Origin of the sequence: Pseudomonas sp. W15Feb9B, from assembly GCF_000828175.1 — a bacterium.
Taxonomy (GTDB): Bacteria; Pseudomonadota; Gammaproteobacteria; order Pseudomonadales; family Pseudomonadaceae; genus Aquipseudomonas; species Aquipseudomonas parakoreensis.
Window position 1 is genome coordinate 43,233 of the sequence record NZ_JTKF01000002.1, and the last position, 20,813, is coordinate 64,045.

At 61.8% G+C, this 20,813-nt stretch carries 18 protein-coding genes; 12 read left to right on the plus strand and 6 right to left on the minus strand.

Annotated features, from left to right (window positions below):
- Positions 1-9 precede the first annotated feature (9 nt).
- The 6 genes from OC71_RS01385 to OC71_RS01410 form a co-directional block, all read right to left on the minus strand.
- Positions 10-819: an ABC transporter permease gene (locus OC71_RS01385; protein ID WP_041063221.1), complete on the minus strand. Its 810-nt coding sequence runs from the start codon at positions 817-819 to the stop codon at positions 10-12.
- Positions 809-1,744: an ABC transporter permease gene (locus tag OC71_RS01390; RefSeq protein WP_041063224.1), complete on the minus strand. Its 936-nt coding sequence runs from the start codon at positions 1,742-1,744 to the stop codon at positions 809-811. The genes OC71_RS01385 and OC71_RS01390 overlap by 11 nt, the downstream gene beginning before the upstream one ends.
- Before the next feature lies 1 nt (position 1,745).
- Positions 1,746-2,783, minus strand: coding sequence for an ABC transporter ATP-binding protein (locus OC71_RS01395; RefSeq protein ID WP_041063227.1), 1,038 nt, complete (start codon positions 2,781-2,783; stop codon positions 1,746-1,748).
- A gap of 155 nt (positions 2,784-2,938) precedes the next feature.
- Complete coding sequence (gene ydcS / locus OC71_RS01400) at positions 2,939-4,090, minus strand: putative ABC transporter substrate-binding protein YdcS (RefSeq protein WP_041063230.1); 1,152 nt, start codon at positions 4,088-4,090, stop codon at positions 2,939-2,941.
- 83 nt (positions 4,091-4,173) lie between these two features.
- Positions 4,174-5,661: a gamma-aminobutyraldehyde dehydrogenase gene (locus tag OC71_RS01405; RefSeq protein ID WP_084234106.1), complete on the minus strand. Its 1,488-nt coding sequence runs from the start codon at positions 5,659-5,661 to the stop codon at positions 4,174-4,176.
- 100 nt (positions 5,662-5,761) lie between these two features.
- On the minus strand, positions 5,762-6,676 hold the full coding sequence (locus tag OC71_RS01410; RefSeq protein WP_007954670.1) for a LysR family transcriptional regulator: 915 nt from the start codon (positions 6,674-6,676) through the stop codon (positions 5,762-5,764).
- 176 nt (positions 6,677-6,852) lie between these two features.
- Here OC71_RS01410 and OC71_RS01415 point away from each other — a divergent pair, with 176 nt between their 5' ends.
- The 12 genes from OC71_RS01415 to OC71_RS01475 all read left to right on the plus strand — a co-directional run bounded on the left by OC71_RS01415 (position 6,853) and on the right by OC71_RS01475 (position 20,810).
- On the plus strand, positions 6,853-7,575 hold the full coding sequence (locus OC71_RS01415; protein ID WP_041063239.1) for a tellurite resistance TerB family protein: 723 nt from the start codon (positions 6,853-6,855) through the stop codon (positions 7,573-7,575).
- Positions 7,576-7,932: 357 nt separating this feature from the next.
- Positions 7,933-9,555 (plus strand): methyl-accepting chemotaxis protein, encoded by a 1,623-nt coding sequence (locus OC71_RS01420; RefSeq protein ID WP_041063242.1) that lies wholly within the window; start codon positions 7,933-7,935, stop codon positions 9,553-9,555.
- Positions 9,555-10,073: a chemotaxis protein CheW gene (locus OC71_RS01425; protein WP_041063245.1), complete on the plus strand. Its 519-nt coding sequence runs from the start codon at positions 9,555-9,557 to the stop codon at positions 10,071-10,073. Before OC71_RS01420 ends, OC71_RS01425 begins: the two co-directional genes overlap by 1 nt.
- Positions 10,070-11,338: a protein-glutamate O-methyltransferase CheR gene (locus OC71_RS01430; RefSeq protein WP_041063248.1), complete on the plus strand. Its 1,269-nt coding sequence runs from the start codon at positions 10,070-10,072 to the stop codon at positions 11,336-11,338. The genes OC71_RS01425 and OC71_RS01430 overlap by 4 nt, the downstream gene beginning before the upstream one ends.
- A complete protein-coding gene (locus tag OC71_RS01435; protein ID WP_041063251.1) occupies positions 11,335-12,030 on the plus strand; it encodes a chemotaxis protein CheW in 696 nt (231 codons plus the stop codon). Before OC71_RS01430 ends, OC71_RS01435 begins: the two co-directional genes overlap by 4 nt.
- A complete protein-coding gene (locus OC71_RS01440; RefSeq protein ID WP_041063254.1) occupies positions 12,027-14,321 on the plus strand; it encodes a hybrid sensor histidine kinase/response regulator in 2,295 nt (764 codons plus the stop codon). Before OC71_RS01435 ends, OC71_RS01440 begins: the two co-directional genes overlap by 4 nt.
- On the plus strand, positions 14,318-15,328 hold the full coding sequence (locus OC71_RS01445) for a chemotaxis response regulator protein-glutamate methylesterase (RefSeq protein ID WP_041063258.1): 1,011 nt from the start codon (positions 14,318-14,320) through the stop codon (positions 15,326-15,328). The genes OC71_RS01440 and OC71_RS01445 overlap by 4 nt, the downstream gene beginning before the upstream one ends.
- 48 nt (positions 15,329-15,376) lie before the next feature.
- Entirely contained in the window at positions 15,377-16,378 is a 1,002-nt protein-coding gene (locus tag OC71_RS01450) for a PleD family two-component system response regulator (RefSeq protein WP_041063261.1), read from the plus strand.
- Positions 16,379-16,580: 202 nt separating this feature from the next.
- Positions 16,581-17,676 (plus strand): peptide chain release factor 2 gene (prfB, locus tag OC71_RS01460; RefSeq protein ID WP_096795805.1). Its coding sequence is split into 2 segments (ribosomal slippage): positions 16,581-16,652 and positions 16,654-17,676, totalling 1,095 coding nucleotides; the frame shifts between segments, so codons are not numbered across the junction.
- Between the two features lie 112 nt (positions 17,677-17,788).
- The gene (gene lysS / locus OC71_RS01465; RefSeq protein WP_041063265.1) at positions 17,789-19,291 is read left to right on the plus strand and encodes a lysine--tRNA ligase; all 1,503 of its coding nucleotides are present in this window, start codon (positions 17,789-17,791) and stop codon (positions 19,289-19,291) included.
- A 105-nt stretch (positions 19,292-19,396) separates the two neighbouring features.
- Positions 19,397-20,110: a TetR/AcrR family transcriptional regulator gene (locus OC71_RS01470; RefSeq protein ID WP_007964212.1), complete on the plus strand. Its 714-nt coding sequence runs from the start codon at positions 19,397-19,399 to the stop codon at positions 20,108-20,110.
- Positions 20,111-20,252: 142 nt separating this feature from the next.
- Positions 20,253-20,810: a hypothetical protein gene (locus OC71_RS01475; protein ID WP_041063270.1), complete on the plus strand. Its 558-nt coding sequence runs from the start codon at positions 20,253-20,255 to the stop codon at positions 20,808-20,810.
- Positions 20,811-20,813 lie beyond the last annotated feature (3 nt).

A 20,813-nucleotide genomic window follows, 5' to 3' on the forward strand; every position in this document is an offset into this window, starting at 1 on the left:
TGTCATGAATCATTTGCCGCCGCTACCGGCGACACTCTCGCCACCCCGGGTCAGGTAATACGCGCCAAGGATCGGCAGCATGGTCACCATCATCACCAGCATCGCGACGACGTTGGTCACCGGCACATCCCGAGGACGGCTGAGTTGATTGAGCAACCACAGCGGCAACGTGCGCTCATGCCCGGCGGTAAACGTGGTGACGATGATTTCATCGAACGACAGCGCAAACGCGAGCATGCCGCCGGCCAGCAGCGCCGAGCCAAGGTTCGGCAGGATGATGTAGCGAAAGGTCTGCCAGCCGGCGGCACCGAGGTCCATCGAGGCCTCGATCAGACTGTGCGAGGTGCGGCGCAGGCGGGCGATGACGTTGTTGTAGACGATCACCACGCAGAACGTCGCGTGACCAACGATGATGGTGAACATCCCCGGCTCGATCCCCAGCGTCTTGAACGTCGCCAGCAGCGCGATCCCGGTGATGATCCCCGGCAACGCAATCGGCAAAATCAGCATCAGCGAAATACCCTGCTTGCCGAAGAAGTCCCGGCGATACAGCGCGGCTGAAGCCAATGTGCCGAGCACCATCGCAATCAGCGTGGCGATAGCGGCAATCTGCAGCGAGAGCTTGATCGCCTCCAGCACGTCCGGGCGCGAAAACGCCACGCTGAACCAGTGCAGGGTGAAACCCTTTGGCGGAAAACTGAACGCCGCTTCCTCGGTGTTGAAGGCGTAAAGGAAGATGATCAGGATCGGGAAGTGCAGAAACACCAACCCGCCCCAGGCTGCGATGCGCAGACCGAGAGAGGCTTTTTCAGAGTGCATCGAAGGCCCCCAGACGTTTAACGATGGACAGGTAAACCGCGATCAACACAATCGGCACCAACGTGAACGCTGCGGCCATCGGCATGTTGCCGATCGCACCTTGCTGCGCGTAGACCATGCTGCCGACGAAGTAACCCGGCGGCCCGACCAATTGCGGCACGATGAAGTCGCCCAGGGTCAGGGAAAAAGTGAAGATCGAGCCGGCCGCAATTCCGGGCACCGACAGCGGCAGAATCACCTGCATGAAGGTCTGGCGCGGCTTGGCGCCGAGGTCGGCAGACGCCTGCAACAGCGACGGCGGCAGACGCTCCAGCGAGGCCTGAATCGGCAGGATCATGAACGGCAACCAGATATAGACAAAGACCATGAAGCGCCCCAGATGCGAGGTCGACAAGGTGCTGCCGCCGACGCCGGGAATCCCCAGAATGAACTGCAGGACCGGCTCCAGTCCCAGATGCTGCACGAACCACTGCGCCACACCGCCCTTGGCCAGCAGCAACGTCCACGCATAGGCCTTGACGATGTAACTGGCCCACATCGGCAGCATCACCGCGATGTAGAAAAACGCCTTGGTCTTGCCCGTGGTGTAGCGCGCCATGTAATAGGCAATCGGGAACGCGACGATGGCGCTGGCGATCGACACGACGATGGCCATGCTCAGCGTGCGCAGGATGATGTCGAAGTTCGACGGCTGGAACAGCGCGGCAAAATTGGCCAGGGTCAGGTCAGGGGTGACCGCCATGGTGAAGTCGTCGAAGGTGTAGAAACCTTGCCACAACAGCACCAGCAGCGAGCCGAGGTAGATCGCGCCAAACCACAGCAACGGTGGTACCAGCAGCAGTGACAGATACAGATTCGGCTTGCGGTAGAGCAGGTTGGAAAACCGCCGCAACGGCGGTGCTTGAGTCATTGCGAGCGTGCTCATCTCACACCCCGCTCGAGACAGTGTCGTGCAGTGGGATCATCGCTTCCCGCGCCCAGCGTGCGTGCAGGCGCTGGCCGGTCTGGTGCTGCGCGCTGCTGTCGATCCACTGATTGTTGGCGTGGCTGATGCTCAGGGTCTGGCCGTTTTCCAGGGTCAGTTCATAGCGCGTGGCGCTGCCCTGATACTGGATGTCATGCAGCACGCCGCTGACTTCGATTTCATGGCTGGCGAGCGGCCCTTCGGCGAAACGCACGTGCTCGGGGCGAATCGAAAACGGCTGCGGATGGCCGCTGAGCTGGCGCGCCAGATCGCCGCGAATCACGTTGGAAGTGCCGACGAATTCGGCGACGAAGGTGGTGGTCGGTTTCATGTACAGATTGCGCGGGGTATCGACCTGTTCGATGCGGCCCTTATTGAACACCGCCACGCGGTCGGACATCGACAATGCTTCGGTCTGATCGTGAGTGACGAAGATGAAAGTAATGCCGAGCTGGCGTTGCAGCTTCTTCAGTTCACTCTGCATCTGCTCGCGCAATTTCAGGTCGAGGGCGCCCAATGGCTCATCAAGCAACAGCACGCGCGGGCGATTGACCAAGGCGCGGGCGAGGGCGACACGCTGGCGCTGACCGCCGGACAACTGCACCGGTTTGCGTGCGCCGTAGCCGCCGAGGGCGACCATGGCCAACGCCTCTTCGGCGCGCTTGTGGCGTTCGGTTTTGCTCACGCCTTTGACCTTCAAACCGTAGGCGACGTTGTCCAGCACGTTCATGTGCGGGAACAGTGCGTAATCCTGGAAGACGGTGTTCACATCACGTTGATACGGCGGCAGACCGGCGGCTTCGGCGCCGTGAATGCGGATCGAGCCGGCACTCGGTTGTTCGAAACCGGCGATCAGGCGCAGGCAGGTGGTCTTGCCCGAGCCGGATGGGCCGAGCATGGAAAAGAACTCGCCGTCCTGGATATCGATGGAAACCCGGTCAACGGCCTTCACCTCGCCGAACTGCCGGGAAACGTTGGTGAACTGGACTGCAAGCGTCATGGTGCGGTGCTCCAAAAAGGCGCGGGCCGTCGCAGCGGCCCTGCCTGGACTTCTGAAAAAGCTGAAACATCTAACGGTGAATGCGATCCGCTTTTAGCTCCCTCTCCCCCAGAGGGGAGAGGGGGAAAGGGAGTTAGACCAAGTTGCTCTCGGGCTTACCTGCCGCCCATGATCGCGATGTAATCCTGGGTCCAGCGGCTATAAGGCACGAATTTGCCGCCTTCAGCCTGCGGGGTTTTCCAGAAGGCGATCTTGTCGAACTGGTCGAAGCCATTGGTCTTGCAACCCTCGGCGCCGAGCAAATCGCTCTCCTTGCACGCCGCCGGCACGGCTGGCAGCGAACCAAACCACGCCGCCACGTCACCCTGGACTTTCGGCTGCAGCGACCAGTCCATCCACTTGTAAGCGCAATTAGGGTGCTTGGCCTCGGCGTGCAGCATGGTGGTGTCGGCCCAACCGGTGGCGCCTTCTTTCGGGATGGTCGAGGCAATCGGCTGTTTCTCATTGATCAGGCCGTTGACCTGATACGGCCAGGCACTCGACGCCACCACGCCTTCGTTCTTGAAGTCGCTCATCTGTACCGTGGTGTCGTGCCAGTAGCGGTGGATCAAAGGCTGCTGCGCACGCAACAGATCGAGCACCGCTTTGTACTGTGCTTCGGTCAATTGATACGGATCCTTGATCCCCAGCTCAGGCTTGGCGGTTTTCAGGTACAGCGCCGCATCGGCGATGTAGATCGGCCCGTCATAGGCTTGCACGCGACCCTTGTTCGGCTTGCCGTCGGGGAAGTTCTGCGCGTCGAACAGCACATTCCAGCTGGTCGGCGGCGTCTTGAACACGTTGGTGTTGTACATCAGCACGTTCGGGCCCCACTGATACGGGGTGCCGTAGGTCTGCTTGTTGACCACGTACCACGGCGCATCTTTCAGGCGTGGATCGAGGGTGTTCCAGTTCGGGATCAACGCGGTGTTGATCGGTTGCACGCGCTTGCCGACGATCAGGCGCAACGAGGCATCGCCCGAAGCGGTGACCAGATCGTAACCGCCCTTGGCCATCAGGCTGACCATTTCGTCGGAGGTGGCGGCAGTCTTCACATTGACCTTGCAGCCGGTTTCTTTTTCGAAACCGGTGACCCAGTCGTAAGCCTTGTCACTCTCGCCACGTTCGATGTAACCGGGCCAGGCCACGATATCCAGCTGACCCTCGCCGGCGCCGACGGCCTTCAGCGGCTCGGCGGCTTGCAGGCTGGCGCTGGCCAGCAGGGCCGTGGTGATTGCACTGAGCAGTGCGGTCTTGTGCACGAACATGGTTGAACCCTCTTCTTTAAATTATGGTCGGGGCAGTTGTGAACGCGGTGCAGCATGCCGTTGATGGCCTGTTATTAGCGTAGTCAGAGATGCTGGCCGTGGCGGGCCATGATGTGCCGCACCACGCTGTAGTCCTGCAGCGAATCACTGGACAAGTCTTTGCCGTATCCGGAGCGTTTCAGTCCGCCGTGGGGCATTTCGCTGACCAGCATGAAATGGCTGTTGATCCAGGTGCAGCCGTACTGCAAACGGGCGGCGACCTGCATTGCCTTGTCCAGATTCTGCGTCCACACCGACGAGGCGAGGCCGTATTCGGAGTCGTTGGCCCAGTCCACCGCTTGTGCGAGTTCGTCGAAGCGGGTCACGGTCACCACCGGGCCGAACACTTCGCGCTGGACGATTTCATCCGTTTGTTTGCAACCGGCCAGCAGCGTCGGCTGGTAAAAGAACCCGGCGCCGGAATGCACCGCCGCGCCGGTCACCCGCTCGATGTGCGGCTGGCCGAGGGCGCGTTCGACGAAACTGGCGACGCGGTCGCGCTGGCGGGTGCTGATCAGCGGGCCGATCTCGTTGTCGGCATCGCGCTTGCCGGCGAAGCGCAGGCTGCTGACTGCCGCACCCAGTTCGGCAACCAGTTTGTCGTGAATCCCGGCCTGCGCGTAGATGCGGCACGCGGCGGTGCAGTCCTGACCGGCGTTGTAGTAACCGTAGGTGCGCACGCCGTCGACCACGGCTTGCAGGTCGGCGTCGTTGCACACGATCACCGGGGCTTTGCCGCCGAGTTCCAGATGCGTGCGCTTGAGGGTCTTTGCAGCGGCTTGAAGGATTTTCTGCCCGGTGACGATATCGCCGGTCAGCGAGACCATACGCACCTTGGCGTGACCGACCAGATGGCTACCGACGCCTTCGCCACCGCCGCAGATGATGTTGATGACCCCGCGCGGCAGGATCTCGGCGAGTGCTGGCGCCAGTGCGAGGATCGACAATGGTGTGTGTTCCGAGGGTTTGAACACCAGGGTGTTGCCGGCGGCGAGGGCCGGGGCGATTTTCCACGCGGCCATCATGATCGGGTAGTTCCACGGCGCAATCGACGCCACCACGCCAATCGGATCGCGACGCACCATGCTGGTGTAGCCCGGCAGGTACTCGCCACTGAGCTGGCCGGTCTGGCAGCGCACGGCACCGGCAAAGAAGCGGAACACATCGACGGTGGCGCTCAGATCGTCCTGCCGCGCCAGGTGCAGCGGCTTGCCGCAGTTCAGCGATTCGAGGCGGGCGAGGTGATCGGCGTGTTTTTCGACGGCGTTGGCGATGTCCAGCAGCAGACTGGAACGTTGTTGCGGCGTGGTGCGCGACCATTCGGCAAAGGCGCGGTGGGCGGCGAGAATCGCGGTTTCGACCTGCTCGGTGCTGGCCTCGGCGATGTGGGTGAGGATTTCACCGGTGGCCGGGTTGAGGATCGGTTCGACGAAACCTTGACCGGCGACCAGTTCGCCGTCGATCAACAACGCGGTACACATCGGGGTCTGCACGCCAGCCATTTTCCGCGATCTCTTTTCTTGTGTGGTCATTGTTGCTCCCGTGCCCGGGAGCCGACCGTCTTATAGATGCAGCAAGACTAGTGCGCGGCTCCGAGGTCGACAAATTCTAAATACTGAAGGTGGCATTCGATTAAATAGATGGCTTGCGTCCGCCGTGCGGCTGCTCGCGGGCTACGGTCAGGAATGGATCAACCAGTGCGGGGCGCGCGGTCCCTCGGCGCCAGGCCAGACCGACATCGAGGGTCTGGTTGAGGTCGGCGATCGGCCGCGCTTCGATGATGTCGCCCTCCAGTGACCATGGGCGGTACGTCATGTCGGGTTGAATCGAAACGCCGAGCCCTGCCGCCACCAGACTTCGCACCGCCTCGGTGGATGCGGTTCTGAGGGTGATCTTCGGTTGCAGCCCGGCGCCGCGCCACAGGCGTTGGGCGTTGCGATCCATTTCATCAACATTCAGTTGAATCAGCGGTTCGCGAGCGACGTCGGCGAGGTTGATGCTGTCGTGTTCCAGCAGCGGATGCTGGGCCGGCAGCCACAGACGGTGCGGCGAGTGGGTCAGCACTTCGGTCTGCAGGGCGTGGCGGTCTTCGAGGTTGGAGAGGATCAGCACGCCGACATCGATTTCGCCGCTGACCAGCAAATGCTCGATGTACGGCCTTTCGTCCTCCATCACGCGGATTTCGACGTTGGGATAAGCGCGCTGAAAACGGGTGAGCAGATCGGCGAGGTAATAACCGGCCACCAGACTGGTCACGCCGACAATCAACTGCCCGGCCACTTGATCGGTGCTTTGTTGCAGGCTGCGCTTGGCGTTATCCACCGTTGCCAGAATCAGATGCGCCTGGCGCAGGAATTGATGACCCTGATGAGTCAAGGTCATGCCCTTGGCGTGACGGTTGAACAGGCTGACGCCGATTTCCTCTTCCAGTTGCTGGATCGCCAGCGTCAGGGTCGACTGGGATATGAACGCGGTTTGCGCGGCGGCGGAGATCGAGCCGGTCTCGGCCACCGCGATGAAGTGACGGATCTGACGCAGGGTCATCATGAGAAGGGTACCCGGTGGGCGGTTTTTATCGATTGGCCTGAGTGTATATCGATTTTCACGAAGGGCCTGCGCCTGTTGAGCAACATCTGGAAGCACACTTGCGGGCAGGCCCAGGGCACTTTCGAACTAGGCTGAGGGCCCGATAGATCCGGATAACCCCTGTTTTGGAGGCGAACATGAACACCCGTGGATTGCTCGATCAACTGCTCAAGTCCGGCCAGGATCTGTTGCAGAACAAGGCCGGTGGCGCGCAGAACAAACCGGCGGCTGGCGGCCTGGGCGGTTTGCTTGGTGGGTCTTCTGGTGGCAGTGGCCTCGGCGGTCTGCTGTCAGGTGCTGGCGGCGGCGCATTGGCGGCGGGCGCGATGGGCTTGCTGCTGGGTAACAAGAAAGTGCGCAAGGTCGGCGGTAAAGTTGCGATTTACGGCGGGCTCGCAGCGCTTGGCGTGCTGGCCTACAAAGCCTACGGCAACTACAACGCTCAGAAAGGCACCGCACCGCAAACCGAACCGCAAACCCTTGACCGCTTGCCACCGGCGCAGGCCGAGCAACACAGCCAGGCCATTCTCAAAGCACTGGTCGCCGCCGCAAAGGCTGATGGCCATATCGATGATCGCGAGCGCCAATTGATCGAAGGCGAATTCACCAAACTCGACAACGATCAGGAACTGCAACACTGGCTGCACGCCGAACTCAACAAACCCCTCGACCCAAGCGACGTCGCCCGCGCCGCGAGTACGCCGGAGATGGCGGCGGAAATGTACATCGCCAGCGTGATGCTGGTGGATGAGGAGAGCTTTATGGAAAAGGCGTATCTGGAGGAACTGGCCAAGCAACTGAAGCTGGAGCCGGGGTTGAAGGTAGAACTGGAGAAACAGGTGCGACAGGTATCGCTATAGAACTGCCTGAACACGCTACTCATGTAGGAGCTGCGGCACGCTGCGATCTTTTGATGTTGACTTTAAAAATCAAAAGATCGCAGCGTGCCGCAGCTCCTACACGTCAGGCGCCGAAATGTGTAGGAGTCAGCCTGCTCGCGATTGCTTTCCAGCCTCACAACAACAGCAATGGCCGATCCATCGCCCCTTTTTGCCGTTCCATCACTGGCACGTCAGCCCCCGATTGTCGGACAGTCCCACCCCAGAGCCTTCCCGCCAACCACCTCGGGTCGGCCCGAGGGTTAAAAAGCGTCTTATAAATGAGACACCGCCCTCGGCTATACTCCCCGCATTTCGACTTAGGCACGAGGAATCACTGTGAAGAACTGGACGTTGCGCCAACGCATTTTGGCGAGCTTTGCGGTGATTATCGCCATCATGTTGCTGATGGTCGTTGTTTCGTATTCCCGCCTGCTGAAAATCGAAGCCAGTGAAAGCAGCGTGCGTGATGACGCCGTTCCCGGCGTCTATTACAGCTCGATGATTCGCGGTGCGTGGGTCGACAGTTACCTGCAGACCCAGGAACTGCTCGGCCTCAAGGAAGGGCAGGGTATCAGCAGTGAAGATGCGGCGGACTACAAGGCGTTCGAGACGCGCCTGCAAGAGCAGATGGCCAACTACCGCAGCACCGTCACCACCGACGAAGACCGGGTCGAGTTCGCTGCGTTCGAGAAGGATCACGACACCTACATGCAGATTCAGGATCAGGTACTCGATCTGCACAAGCGCAATCTCGAAGCCGAGGCGGTCAAGCTGTTTACCGAGAAGCTGACCCCGGCCTGGTACACCGGCCGCATGAAACTCAACGACATCATCGGTGAGAACAAGCGGGTCGCCGATCAGGCCATGGCCAACATCGACGAGGCGGTAGCGGCGGCCAAGGTCAGCATGTTTGTCTCGCTGCTGGTGGCCGTGCTGGCGGCAGGTGCCTGTGGCCTGCTGCTGATGCGCGCAATCATGGCGCCGATGAACCGCATCGTGAAGATCCTCGAAATCATGCGCACCGGTGACTTGAGCAGCCGTCTGAATCTGGATCGCAAGGACGAGTTCGGCGCGGTGGAAACCGGCTTCAACGACATGATGACCGAGCTGACTTCGCTGGTGTCTCAGGCCCAGCGTTCGTCGGTACAGGTGACCACCTCGGTGACCGAGATTGCCGCCACGTCGAAGCAGCAACAGGCCACCGCCACCGAAACCGCGGCCACCACCACCGAAATCGGCGCGACCTCGCGGGAAATCGCCGCCACCTCGCGGGATCTGGTGCGCACCATGACCGAAGTGTCCACCGCCGCCGATCAGGCCTCGGTACTCGCCGGTTCCGGCCAGCAAGGCCTGGCGCGCATGGAAGACACCATGCACTCGGTGATGGGCGCAGCCGATCTGGTCAATGCCAAACTGGCGATCCTCAACGAGAAGGCCGGCAACATCAATCAGGTGGTGGTGACCATCGTCAAGGTCGCCGATCAGACCAACCTGCTGTCGCTCAACGCCGCCATCGAGGCCGAGAAGGCCGGTGAGTACGGCCGTGGTTTTGCCGTGGTCGCCACCGAAGTACGGCGTCTGGCGGATCAGACCGCCGTCGCCACTTACGACATTGAGCAGATGGTCCGCGAGATCCAGTCGGCGGTGTCTGCCGGCGTGATGGGCATGGACAAGTTCTCCGAAGAAGTGCGCCGGGGCATGGCCGAAGTGCAGCAGGTCGGCGAGCAACTGTCGCAGATCATCCATCAGGTGCAGGCGCTGGCGCCGCGGGTGTTGATGGTCAACGAAGGCATGCAGGCCCAGGCCACCGGTGCCGAACAGATCAACCATGCGCTGGTGCAGTTGGGCGACGCCAGCAGCCAGACCGTCGAGTCGTTGCGTCAGGCCAGTTTCGCCATCGACGAACTGAGCCAGGTGGCCGTCGGGCTGCGCAGTGGCGTTTCGCGATTCAAAGTCTGATGAGCGAAATCACCGCCAAACGCAGCGCTGCGCCGGTGGCGAAGCAGGCGTTGTTCCTGCTGTTTCGCATCGGCAGCGAGCGTTACGCCTTGCGCGCCACCGAGGTGGCGGAAGTGTTGCCGCGCCTGCCGTTGAAGCCGATTGCCCAAGCGCCGAACTGGGTCGCCGGGGTGTTCGCCTATCGCGGTGCGGTGGTGCCGGCCATCGACCTCAGTGCGCTGACCTTCGGCCAACCGGCCGAGGCGCGTACCAGCACCCGGCTGGTGCTGGTGCATTACCGCCCGGATGAACGGCAGCCGTCACGCTGGCTCGGACTGATACTCGAACAGGCGACCGATACGCTGCGCTGCAATCCCGAGGATTTTCAGCCGTATGGTCTGGACAATCGTCAGGCGCCGTACCTCGGCCCGGTGCGCGAAGATGCCCAGGGCCTGGTGCAGTGGGTGCGGGTCAACGACTTGCTGGATGACGCCGTGCGCAGCCTGCTCTTTCCCGCGCCGCATGAGGCGCAGTCATGAGCAGCGATCAGCGTTTTTTCGATTTCCTCAAGGAACGCATCGGTCTGGATGTCACGTCGGTCGGACCGGCGATCATCGAGCGCGCGGTGCGCCAACGCACCACACTCTCGCAAGCGGCGCACAGCGATGAATACTGGCAACTGTTGCAAGGTTCGCGGGACGAACAGCAGGCGTTGATCGAGGCGGTGATCGTCCCCGAAACCTGGTTTTTCCGTTACCCGGAATCCTTCGCCACCCTCGGCAAGCTGGCGCGCAAGCGTCTGGACGAATTGAACAACATGCGCGCGCTGCGCATCCTCAGCCTGCCGTGTTCGACTGGCGAGGAACCCTATTCGATTGCCATGGCCTTGCTCGATGCCGGGCTCAAGCCCCATCAGTTCAAGGTCGATGGCATGGATGTCAGCCCGCTGTCGGTGGACAAGGCGCGGCGCGGGCTGTACGGCAAGAACTCGTTTCGGGGTCAGGAGCTGGACTTTCGCGAGCGTCATTTCACCGCCGAACAGGACGGCCATCGAGTCAGCGACGCCGTGCGCGAACAGGTGCGCCTGCAGGCCGGCAATGTGCTGGATCCGGCGCTGCTGGCGGGTGAGCCGCCGTTCGATTTCGTGTTCTGCCGCAACCTGTTGATCTATTTCGACCAGCCGACCCAGAAGCAGGTGTTCGAAGTGCTCAAGCGTCTGACTCACGTGGATGGCGTGCTGTTCATCGGCCCGGCCGAGGGCAGTCTGCTCGGGCGTCTGGGCATGCGCTCGATTGGCATCCCGCAGTCGTTTGCCTTCAGTCGACAAAACGATCCGGTACCGCAACCGCTGTCGCTGCCGACTCCGCCACCATTGCCCGTGCGCCAACCGCTGCGCACGCCGCCGCCACCCGTGCGCCCGCGTCCGTTTGCCAACGTTGCACCGTTGCCCGTCAGCAGCAAAAGCGTCAACCCGGACGCGGCGACCTTGCTCGCCAACATCGCTGCGCTGGCCAACGAAGGCAAAAGCGCCGAGGCCCGTTCGGCGTGCGAGCAGTACCTGCGCAGTCACGAACCGGTGGCGCAGGTGTTCTACTGGCTCGGCCTGCTCAGTGACGTGGCCGGCGCCACCCTCGAAGCCCAGAGCCATTACCGCAAGGCCTTGTACCTTGAGCCGCAACACCCCGAAGCATTGATGCACCTGGCTGCGTTGCTGCAGGCCCAGGGCGACAGCGCCGGTGCCAGACGATTGCAGGAACGCGCCGCGCGCAGCGGTCGTACCGCCGACAGTGAGCGTAAACGATGATCCCGTCCGACACCTTGAACGTCACCCACGAAGACGCCCGGGCCATCGATGACTGCTGGAACCGCATCGGCATTCACGGCGACAAGTCCTGCCCGTTGCTGACCGAGCATATTCACTGCCGAAACTGCGCGGTGTATTCCGCTGCCGCCACGCGTCTGCTCGACCGCTATGCGTTGCAGCAGGATGAGCGCGACCCGGTCGCCGTGGCGGTCGAAAGCGATGTGAAAACCCGTTCGCTGCTGATGTTCCGCCTCGGCGAAGAGTGGCTCGGCCTGGCCACTCGCAGTCTGGTGGAAGTCGCTCCGCTGCAGGCGATCCACTCGTTGCCACACCAGCGCTCGCGGGCCCTGCTCGGCGTGGCGAATGTGCGCGGCGCGCTGGTGGCGTGCCTGTCGCTGGTCGAGTTGCTCGATCTGGATGGCAACGCCGCACCGGCCACGGGCGCGCGGATCATGCCGCGTATGCTGATCATCGCCGCCCACGGTGGGCCGGTGGTGGTGCCAGTGGATGAGGTCGACGGCATCCACGCCATCGATGAAAAAATTCTCGACGCCGCGTCGCGTGCCGGCAGTGAGCACAACAGCACTGCCAGCGCCAAATACACCCGTGGCGTCCTGCAATTCCGGGGACGCAGCCTGCGTTGGCTGGATGAAGAACAGTTGCTGTCCGCCGTGACCCGGAGCCTCACATGACCCCCGAGCAAATGCGCGACGCCTCGCTGCTGGAACTGTTCAGCCTCGAAGCCGAGGCCCAGACCCAGGTGCTGAGCAGCGGGCTGCTGGCGCTGGAGCGTAATCCGACTCAGGCCGACTATCTGGAATCGTGCATGCGTGCGGCGCACTCGCTCAAGGGCGCGGCGCGGATCGTCGGCATCGACAACGGTGTCAGCGTCGCCCACGTGATGGAAGATTGTCTGGTCAGCGCTCAGGAAAAGCGGCTGTTGCTGCGCCCCGAACACATCGATGCGTTGTTGCAGGGCACCGATCTGTTGATGCGCATCGCCACACCGGCCAATGCCCCGCAAGCGCCGGACATTGAGGCGTATGTGGCGTTGATGGGCCGCCTGCTCGACCCTTCGACACCGCCCGCCGTGGCGTCGCCGCCCATGGCCGAATTGCAGATGCAGGCACCGTCTGCGCCGATTGAAACGCCACCGCCAGCGCCGCCGGCGGTTGATGCACCGCTGGAAACCTCCGATCCGGCGCCGCGCAAGAACAAACGCACCACCGAAGGTGGCGAGCGCGTGCTGCGGGTCACTGCCGAGCGTCTGAACAGCCTGCTCGACCTGTCGAGTAAATCACTGGTCGAAACCCAGCGACTCAAGCCGCATCTGGCTACCATGCAGCGCCTCAGGCGCATGCAGAACAATGGTCTGCGGGCGCTGGAAAGCCTCAATGTGCATCTCAAGGAACAGACGCTGAGCCTCGAAGCCCAGGAAGCCCTTGAAGATGCGCGGCGCTTGCTGGCCGAGTCTCAGCAATTGCTCGCGGAAAAGAACGCCGAGCTCGACGAATTCGCCTGGCAGGCCAGCCAGCGCGCACAAGTGCTCTACGACACCGCGCTGGCCTGCCGCATGCGCCCGTTTGCCGACGTGCTCACCGGTCAGGTGCGCATGGTTCGGGATCTGGGGCGCAGTCTTGGCAAACAGGTGCGGCTGGAAATCGAAGGCGAGAAGACGCAGGTCGACCGCGACGTACTGGAAAAACTCGAAGCGCCGCTGACTCATCTGCTGCGTAACGCGGTCGACCACGGCATCGAAACCCCGGAACAACGCCTGCTCAAGGGCAAGTCCGAAGAGGGCCTGATCCGCCTGCGTGCTTCGCATCAGGCCGGTTTGCTGGTGCTCGAACTGAGTGACGACGGCAATGGTGTCGACCTGGAAAAGGTCCGCCGCAGCATCGTTGAACGCCAATTGTCACCGGCCGAAACTGCCGCGCAGTTGAGCGAAGAAGAACTGCTGACGTTCCTGTTCCTGCCAGGTTTCAGCCTGCGCGACACCGTCACCGAAGTGTCGGGGCGTGGCGTCGGCCTCGACGCGGTGCAGCACATGGTCCGGCAACTGCGCGGTGCAGTGGTGCTGGAGCAGACGGCGGGCGAGGGCAGCCGCTTTCATCTGGAAGTGCCGCTGACCCTGTCGGTAGTGCGCAGTCTGGTGGTGGAGGTCGGCGAGGAAGCCTATGCGTTTCCGCTGGCGCACATCGAGCGCATGTGCGACCTGGAGCCACAGGACATCGTGCAGATCGAAGGTCGCCAGCATTTCTGGCACGAAGGCCGACATGTCGGGTTGGTCGCCGCCAGCCAGTTGCTGAATCGTCCGGCCAGTCAGAGCAGCGGCGAAACCCTCAAGGTCGTGGTGATCCGCGAGCGCGATGCGGTCTATGGCGTGGCGGTCGAACGATTTGTCGGCGAGCGCACTCTGGTGGTGCTGCCGCTGGATGAACGACTGGGCAAGGTGCAGGACATCTCCGCCGGGGCGCTGCTTGACGATGGCTCGGTGGTGCTGATCGTCGATGTCGAAGACATGTTGCGCTCGGTGGACAAGCTGCTCAACACCGGGCGTCTGGAGCGCATCGCGCGGCACGGCAACCAGGCCGCCGAAGTGGCGCGCAAACGGATTCTGGTGGTCGACGATTCGCTCACGGTGCGCGAGCTGCAGCGCAAGCTGCTACTCAATCGCGGCTACGACGTGGCGGTCGCGGTGGATGGCATGGACGGCTGGAACGCGCTGCGTTCGGAGGACTTCGATTTGCTGATCACCGACATCGACATGCCGCGCATGGACGGCATCGAACTGGTTACGTTGCTGCGCCGTGATACCCGTCTGCAATCGCTACCGGTGATGGTGGTCTCGTACAAGGACCGTGAAGAGGACCGCCGTCGTGGACTGGATGCGGGCGCCGACTATTATTTAGCCAAGGCCAGTTTTCATGACGACGCCCTGCTCGATGCAGTGGTTGAGCTCATTGGAGGAGCGCGGGCATGAAAATCGCAATCGTCAACGACATGCCACTGGCGGTGGAGGCTTTGCGCCGTGCGCTGGCCTTCGAGCCGGCGCATCAAGTGGTCTGGGTGGCCGGCAACGGCGCCGAGGCCGTGCGTCTGTGTGCCGAAAATACCCCGGATCTGATCCTGATGGACCTGATCATGCCGGTCATGGACGGTGTCGAGGCCACGCGACGGATCATGGCTGAAACCCCGTGCGCGATCGTCATCGTCACAGTCGACCGCCAGCAGAACGTGCATCGGGTGTTCGAGGCCATGGGCCACGGTGCGCTGGATGTGGTCGATACCCCGGCCCTGGGGGCCGGTAACGCGCAGGAAGCGGCGGCGCCGTTGCTGCGCAAGATCCTCAATATCGGCTGGCTGATCGGCGAGAAAACCCCGCGTTCGCGTCCGGTGCCAACACCGCACCGCAGTTCGGCGTCGTGCAAGCGGCTGGTGGCGATCGGCTCCTCTGCCGGCGGGCCGGCCGCGCTGGAAGTATTGCTCAAGGGCCTGCCACGCAATTTTTCGGCGGCCATTGTGCTGGTGCAGCACGTCGATCAGGTGTTTGCGGCGGGCATGGCCGAATGGCTGGCCAGCGCCAGTGGCCTGGACGTGCGCCTGGCCCGCGAAGGCGAGCCACCACAGGCCGGCGCGGTGCTGCTGGCTGGCACCAATCACCATATTCGCTTATTGAAAAACGGCACGCTGGCCTACACCGCCGAGCCGGTCAACGAGATCTACCGACCCTCGATCGACGTCTTCTTCGAAAGTGTCGCCAACTATTGGAACGGCGATGCCATCGGGGTTTTATTGACCGGAATGGGACGCGACGGGGCGCAAGGGCTTAAGCTCATGCGCCAGCAGGGATACCTGACCATCGCGCAGGATCAGCAAAGCAGTGCGGTGTACGGCATGCCCAAGGCCGCAGCGGCGATCGATGCAGCCGTCGAAATCCGTCCACTGGAAAAGATAGCGCCACGATTGCTGGAGGTTTTCCCCAAATGAACAGCGTTTTCCGCAATCCTGGCCCCCGTAGTACTCAGGTGACCGCCCATGAATGATTTACAGATCGACGACATTAAAACCGACGAGAACGCCGCCATGGTGTTGTTGGTGGACGATCAGGCGATGATCGGCGAAGCCGTGCGCCGTGGGCTGTCGAACGAAGAGAACATCGACTTCCACTTCTGTTCCGACCCGCACCAGGCCATCGCCCAGGCGGTACGGATCAAGCCGACGGTGATTTTGCAGGACCTGGTGATGCCCGGCCTCGACGGCCTGAGCCTGGTGCGCGAATACCGCAATCACCCGGCGACCAAGGACATCCCGATCATTGTGCTGTCGACCAAGGAAGACCCGCTGATCAAGAGCGCGGCGTTCTCCGCCGGGGCCAACGATTATCTGGTGAAACTGCCGGACACCATCGAGTTGGTGGCGCGCATCCGCTATCACTCGCGCTCCTACATGACCCTGCTGCAGCGGGATGCGGCGTACCGTGCGTTGCGCGTCAGCCAGCAGCAATTGCTCGACACCAACCTGGTGCTGCAACGGCTGATGAACTCCGACGGCCTGACCGGGCTGTCCAACCGCCGGCACTTCGACGAGTACCTGGAGCTGGAGTGGCGCCGCTCGTTGCGCGATCAGAGCCAGTTGTCGTTGCTGATGATCGACGTCGATTACTTCAAGTCCTACAACGACAGCTTTGGCCATGTCGAAGGCGATGAGGCGCTGCGCAAGGTCGCCACGGCGATCCGCGATGCCAGCGCGCGACCGTCGGATCTGCCGGCACGCTACGGCGGTGAAGAGTTCGCGCTGGTACTGCCGAACACCTCGCCGGGCGGTGCCCGGCTGGTGGCAGAGAAACTGCGCCAGACCGTGGCGGCGCTGAAGATTCCGCACAACACCCCGAGCGAAGGGTCGAGCCTGACCATCAGCATCGGCCTGGCGACCATGGTGCCGCAGGCGGGCAGCGATTGCCGGTTGCTGATCTCGGCGGCGGATCGCGGGTTGTATCAGGCGAAAAATAATGGCCGTAACCAGGTAGGTATCGAGTAACCCATCAATTGCTGTAGGAGCTGCCGCAGGCTGCGATCTTTTGATCTTTAAAAGCAAAATCAAAAGATCGCAGCCTGCGGCAGCTCCTACAGGGCAATGTGTCAAGTGATTCACCCCGACAGCCGCCAGACGGGCTGCCGTGACCGCGTGATTACGTTATACTCGCCGGCTTTCAAAAGTTCGCCAACGAGTGCTGCCCGTCATGGAAATCAACCCGATCCTGAACACCATCAAGGACCTGTCCGAGCGCTCCGAAACTATTCGGGGGTATCTTTGACTACGATCAAAAGCATGAGCGTCTGATCGAAGTCAATCGCGAGCTTGAAGATCCTGCAGTCTGGAACAAACCTGAATACGCCCAGGAACTGGGCCGCGAGCGAGCATCGCTGGCGCAGATCGTCGACACCCTGGATGAGCTGTCCAGCGGTCTGGCCGATTCCCGCGAGCTGCTCGACATGGCCGTTGAAGAAAACGATGAAGGCGCGGTAAACGACGTCGTTGAACTGCTTCAAGGGCTTGAAGAGTCACTGGCCAAGCTTGAATTCCGCCGCATGTTCAGCCACGAAATGGACCCGAACAACGCCTACCTGGACATCCAGGCCGGTTCCGGCGGCACCGAGGCCCAGGACTGGGCCAACATCCTGCTGCGCATGTACCTGCGCTGGGCGGACAAACGCGGTTTCGACGCGACCATCATGGAACTGTCGGCCGGTGAAGTCGCCGGTATCAAAGGTGCGACCGTGCACATCAAGGGCGAATACGCCTTTGGCTGGCTGCGCACCGAGATCGGCGTGCACCGTCTGGTGCGCAAGAGCCCGTTCGACTCCGGCAACCGTCGCCACACTTCGTTTTCTGCCGTTTTCGTCTCGCCGGAGATCGACGACAAGGTCGAAATCGAAATCAACCCGGCAGACCTGCGGATTGACACCTATCGTTCATCCGGTGCCGGTGGTCAGCACGTAAACACCACCGACTCGGCCGTACGTATCACTCACGTACCGACCAACACCGTGGTCAGCTGCCAGAACGAACGTTCCCAGCACGCCAACAAGGACACCGCGATGAAAATGTTGCGGGCCAAGTTGTACGAGCAGGAAATGCAGAAGCGCAACGCCGCTTCCCAGGCGCTGGAAGACACCAAGTCGGACATCGGCTGGGGTCATCAGATCCGTTCGTACGTGCTCGACGCGTCGCGGATCAAGGACTTGCGCACCAACATCGAACGCAGCGACTGCGACAAGGTACTCGACGGCGATATCGACGAATACCTGGAAGCCAGCCTGAAATCGGGGCTGTAACAGACGCACACAGGGTCGCTGATGCAACGCGATCCCTGTAGGAGCCAGCCCTGCTGGCGATTCCCGGGCCGCCAGGCCCGGGGGCAACGAACCTGATGGAATATCTGAAGACATGAGCGACCAACAACTCGACCCGCAAGCCCTGCAACAGGAAGAAAACTCCCTGATCGCCCTGCGCAAGGAAAAGCTGGCTGCCGAGCGCGCCAAGGGCAACGCCTTCCCGAACGACTTCCGCCGTGAAAACTACTGCGAAGATCTGCAGAAGAAATACGCGGACAAGACCAAGGAAGAGCTGGCCGAGGCTGCAATCCCGGTCAAGGTTGCCGGTCGCATCATGCTCAACCGTGGCTCGTTCATGGTGATCCAGGACATGACCGGTCGCATCCAGGTCTACGTCAACCGCAAGACCCTGTCCGAAGACACCCTGGCCGCCGTCAAGACCTGGGACATGGGCGACATCATCGCCGCCGAAGGTACTCTGGCGCGTTCCGGCAAGGGCGACCTGTACGTCGAAATGACCAACGTGCGCCTGCTGACCAAGTCGCTGCGCCCGCTGCCGGACAAGCACCACGGCCTGACCGACACCGAACAGCGCTACCGTCAGCGTTACGTTGACCTGATCGTCAACGAAGAAGTGCGCCAGACCTTCCGCGTGCGTTCGCAAGTGATCGCGCACATCCGCAGCTTCCTGATGAAGCGCGACTTCCTCGAAGTCGAAACGCCGATGCTGCAGACCATTCCTGGCGGCGCAGCGGCCAAGCCGTTCGAAACCCACCACAACGCGCTGGACATGGAAATGTTCCTGCGTATCGCGCCTGAGCTGTACCTCAAGCGTCTGGTGGTTGGCGGTTTCGAGAAAGTGTTCGAGATCAACCGCAACTTCCGTAACGAAGGCGTTTCGACCCGTCACAACCCTGAATTCACCATGTTGGAGTTCTACCAGGCTTACGCCGACTACGAAGACAACATGGACCTGACCGAAGAGCTGTTCCGTGAACTGGCACAACTGGTGCTGGGCAGCACCGACGTGCCGTACGGCGACAAGGTGTTCCACTTCGGCGAGCCGTTTGCCCGTCTGTCGGTGTTCGACTCGATCCTCAAGTACAACCCAGAGCTGACTGCCGATGACCTGAACGACATCGACAAGGCGCGCGCCATCGCCAAGAAGGCCGGCGCCAAGGTGCTGGGCTTCGAAGGTCTGGGCAAGCTGCAGGTGATGATTTTCGAAGAACTGGTCGAGCACAAGCTGGAGCAGCCGCACTTCATCACTCAGTACCCGTTCGAAGTGTCGCCGCTGGCTCGTCGTAACGACGAGAACCCGAACGTCACCGACCGTTTCGAGCTGTTCATCGGCGGCCGTGAAATCGCCAACGCCTACTCCGAGTTGAACGACGCGGAAGACCAGGCCGAGCGTTTCATGGCGCAGGTGGCCGACAAGGACGCTGGCGACGACGAAGCCATGCACTACGACGCCGACTTCGTGCGTGCGCTGGAGTACGGCATGCCGCCAACGGCCGGTGAAGGCATCGGCATCGACCGTCTGGTGATGTTGCTGACCAACTCGCCATCGATCCGCGATGTGATCCTGTTCCCGCACATGCGACCGCAAGCGTAAACGTTTCAGTTAAAAAGCCGCCTAAAACAGGCGGCTTTTTATTGCCTGTCTGGTACAAATGTATCAATTGGTTAATTTTGCAATAGCAGAGGAAGTCCAGTCGTGATGGTTGCAATCGCTCAAGAAGGTGCAGCGGGTATCGCCACTGCGGTCGCTGAAAGTGTTCAGTACCAGGGCCGCAAGGCCAGCCGACAGGGCAGTGAGCAGCGTCGACAGGACATTCTCGACGCGGCGATGCGGATTGTCGTGCGCGACGGCGTGCGTGCCGTGCGCCACCGGGCCGTGGCGGCCGAGGCCGGTGTGCCTCTGTCGGCCACCACCTATTACTTCAAGGACATCGATGACCTGCTCACCGATACCTTCGCCCAATACGTCGAACGCAGCGCGGCCTACATGGCCAAGCTGTGGATCAACAACGAAGGCCTGCTGCGCGAGATGGTCGTCAGTGGCGACGGCAGCCCCGAGTCGCGCTCGCAACTGGCCGACGACATCGCGCGGCTGATGGCCGACTATGTGCACCGGCAACTGGTCAACCGTCGCGAGCATCTGATGGCCGAGCAGGCGTTCCGCCAGGAAGCGCTGCTCAACCCGCGCCTGGCGGATCTGGTGCGCTCCCATCAGCAGATTCTGCTGCAGGGCACCTGCCAGTTGTTCCAGGTCCTGGGCTCGCGTGAACCGCAACAGGATGCCAAAGTGTTGACGGCGATTATCGGACGGATGGAATATCAGGGCCTGCTCAACGACGCCGAGCCTTTGGCCGAACAGGACATGCTCGGGATTCTGACGCGGTATATGCATCTGGTCCTGGCCTCGGTGTAAGCCACTGTTGATTTACCCTGTGGGAGCGAGCTTGCTCGCGAAGGCGGACTGACATTCAACATTAATGTTGGCGGTACCACCGCTTTCGCGAGCAAGCTCGCTCCCACAGGGGGAATGTGGCGGTGTTCAGAGGGAGTATTGAATGAAAGCCTGGCGTGGCGTGCTGATCGCCTTGTCGTTCCTGCTGCTCAGTGGCTGTCTGGTGACTTTCAAGGATCCGTTGCCCGCCAGTGAGTCGGCGCCCAAGGGCCTGCTGGGCACGTGGTCGAGCACCAATGCCTGGGGCGAGCCGATGAACCTTGAGTTGACCCGCGTCGGCCATGATCGCTATCAGGCCGTCACCTGGTTCAAGGCCCGGCCTCACGAGCGCGAGGCTTACCCGTTCACGGTGTCGCGCCACGGCAGCCGCTGGTACCTGTCGGCGAAAGTGCCGGCGCGTTACGGTGGCCAATACGCCATCGCCGGTTTCGAACTCACCGACAAACACGAATTGGTGGTGTACAACCTCGACCTCGAACAGATCAATCAGGCGATCAAACAGCAAGCCCTCGACGGCCAGTCGTTCCAGACCGATGACGATGGCGACGGCGTGCAGGTCGACAGCCGTCTCGACAAGGTCTTTGCTTACCTCGACGATCCGGCCAATTCCGATGTCTTCGTCGAGGCCGCACGCTATCAGCGCCAGGCCCGCGCCAAATAATTC

Coding starts and splice junctions, on each gene's coding strand:
- OC71_RS01440 (WP_041063254.1), top strand. CDS start 12,027: ATGACCCCCGAGCAAATGCGCGACGCCTCGCTGCTGGAACTGTTCAGC.
- OC71_RS01415 (WP_041063239.1), top strand. CDS start 6,853: ATGAACACCCGTGGATTGCTCGATCAACTGCTCAAGTCCGGCCAGGAT.
- OC71_RS01425 (WP_041063245.1), top strand. CDS start 9,555: ATGAGCGAAATCACCGCCAAACGCAGCGCTGCGCCGGTGGCGAAGCAG.
- OC71_RS01470 (WP_007964212.1), top strand. CDS start 19,397: ATGGTTGCAATCGCTCAAGAAGGTGCAGCGGGTATCGCCACTGCGGTC.
- ydcS (WP_041063230.1), bottom strand. CDS start 4,090: ATGTTCGTGCACAAGACCGCACTGCTCAGTGCAATCACCACGGCCCTG.
- OC71_RS01385 (WP_041063221.1), bottom strand. CDS start 819: ATGCACTCTGAAAAAGCCTCTCTCGGTCTGCGCATCGCAGCCTGGGGC.
- OC71_RS01430 (WP_041063248.1), top strand. CDS start 10,070: ATGAGCAGCGATCAGCGTTTTTTCGATTTCCTCAAGGAACGCATCGGT.
- OC71_RS01450 (WP_041063261.1), top strand. CDS start 15,377: ATGAATGATTTACAGATCGACGACATTAAAACCGACGAGAACGCCGCC.
- OC71_RS01395 (WP_041063227.1), bottom strand. CDS start 2,783: ATGACGCTTGCAGTCCAGTTCACCAACGTTTCCCGGCAGTTCGGCGAG.
- OC71_RS01475 (WP_041063270.1), top strand. CDS start 20,253: ATGAAAGCCTGGCGTGGCGTGCTGATCGCCTTGTCGTTCCTGCTGCTC.
- OC71_RS01410 (WP_007954670.1), bottom strand. CDS start 6,676: ATGATGACCCTGCGTCAGATCCGTCACTTCATCGCGGTGGCCGAGACC.
- OC71_RS01405 (WP_084234106.1), bottom strand. CDS start 5,661: ATGACCACACAAGAAAAGAGATCGCGGAAAATGGCTGGCGTGCAGACC.
- lysS (WP_041063265.1), top strand. CDS start 17,789: ATGAGCGACCAACAACTCGACCCGCAAGCCCTGCAACAGGAAGAAAAC.
- OC71_RS01435 (WP_041063251.1), top strand. CDS start 11,335: ATGATCCCGTCCGACACCTTGAACGTCACCCACGAAGACGCCCGGGCC.
- OC71_RS01390 (WP_041063224.1), bottom strand. CDS start 1,744: ATGAGCACGCTCGCAATGACTCAAGCACCGCCGTTGCGGCGGTTTTCC.
- OC71_RS01445 (WP_041063258.1), top strand. CDS start 14,318: ATGAAAATCGCAATCGTCAACGACATGCCACTGGCGGTGGAGGCTTTG.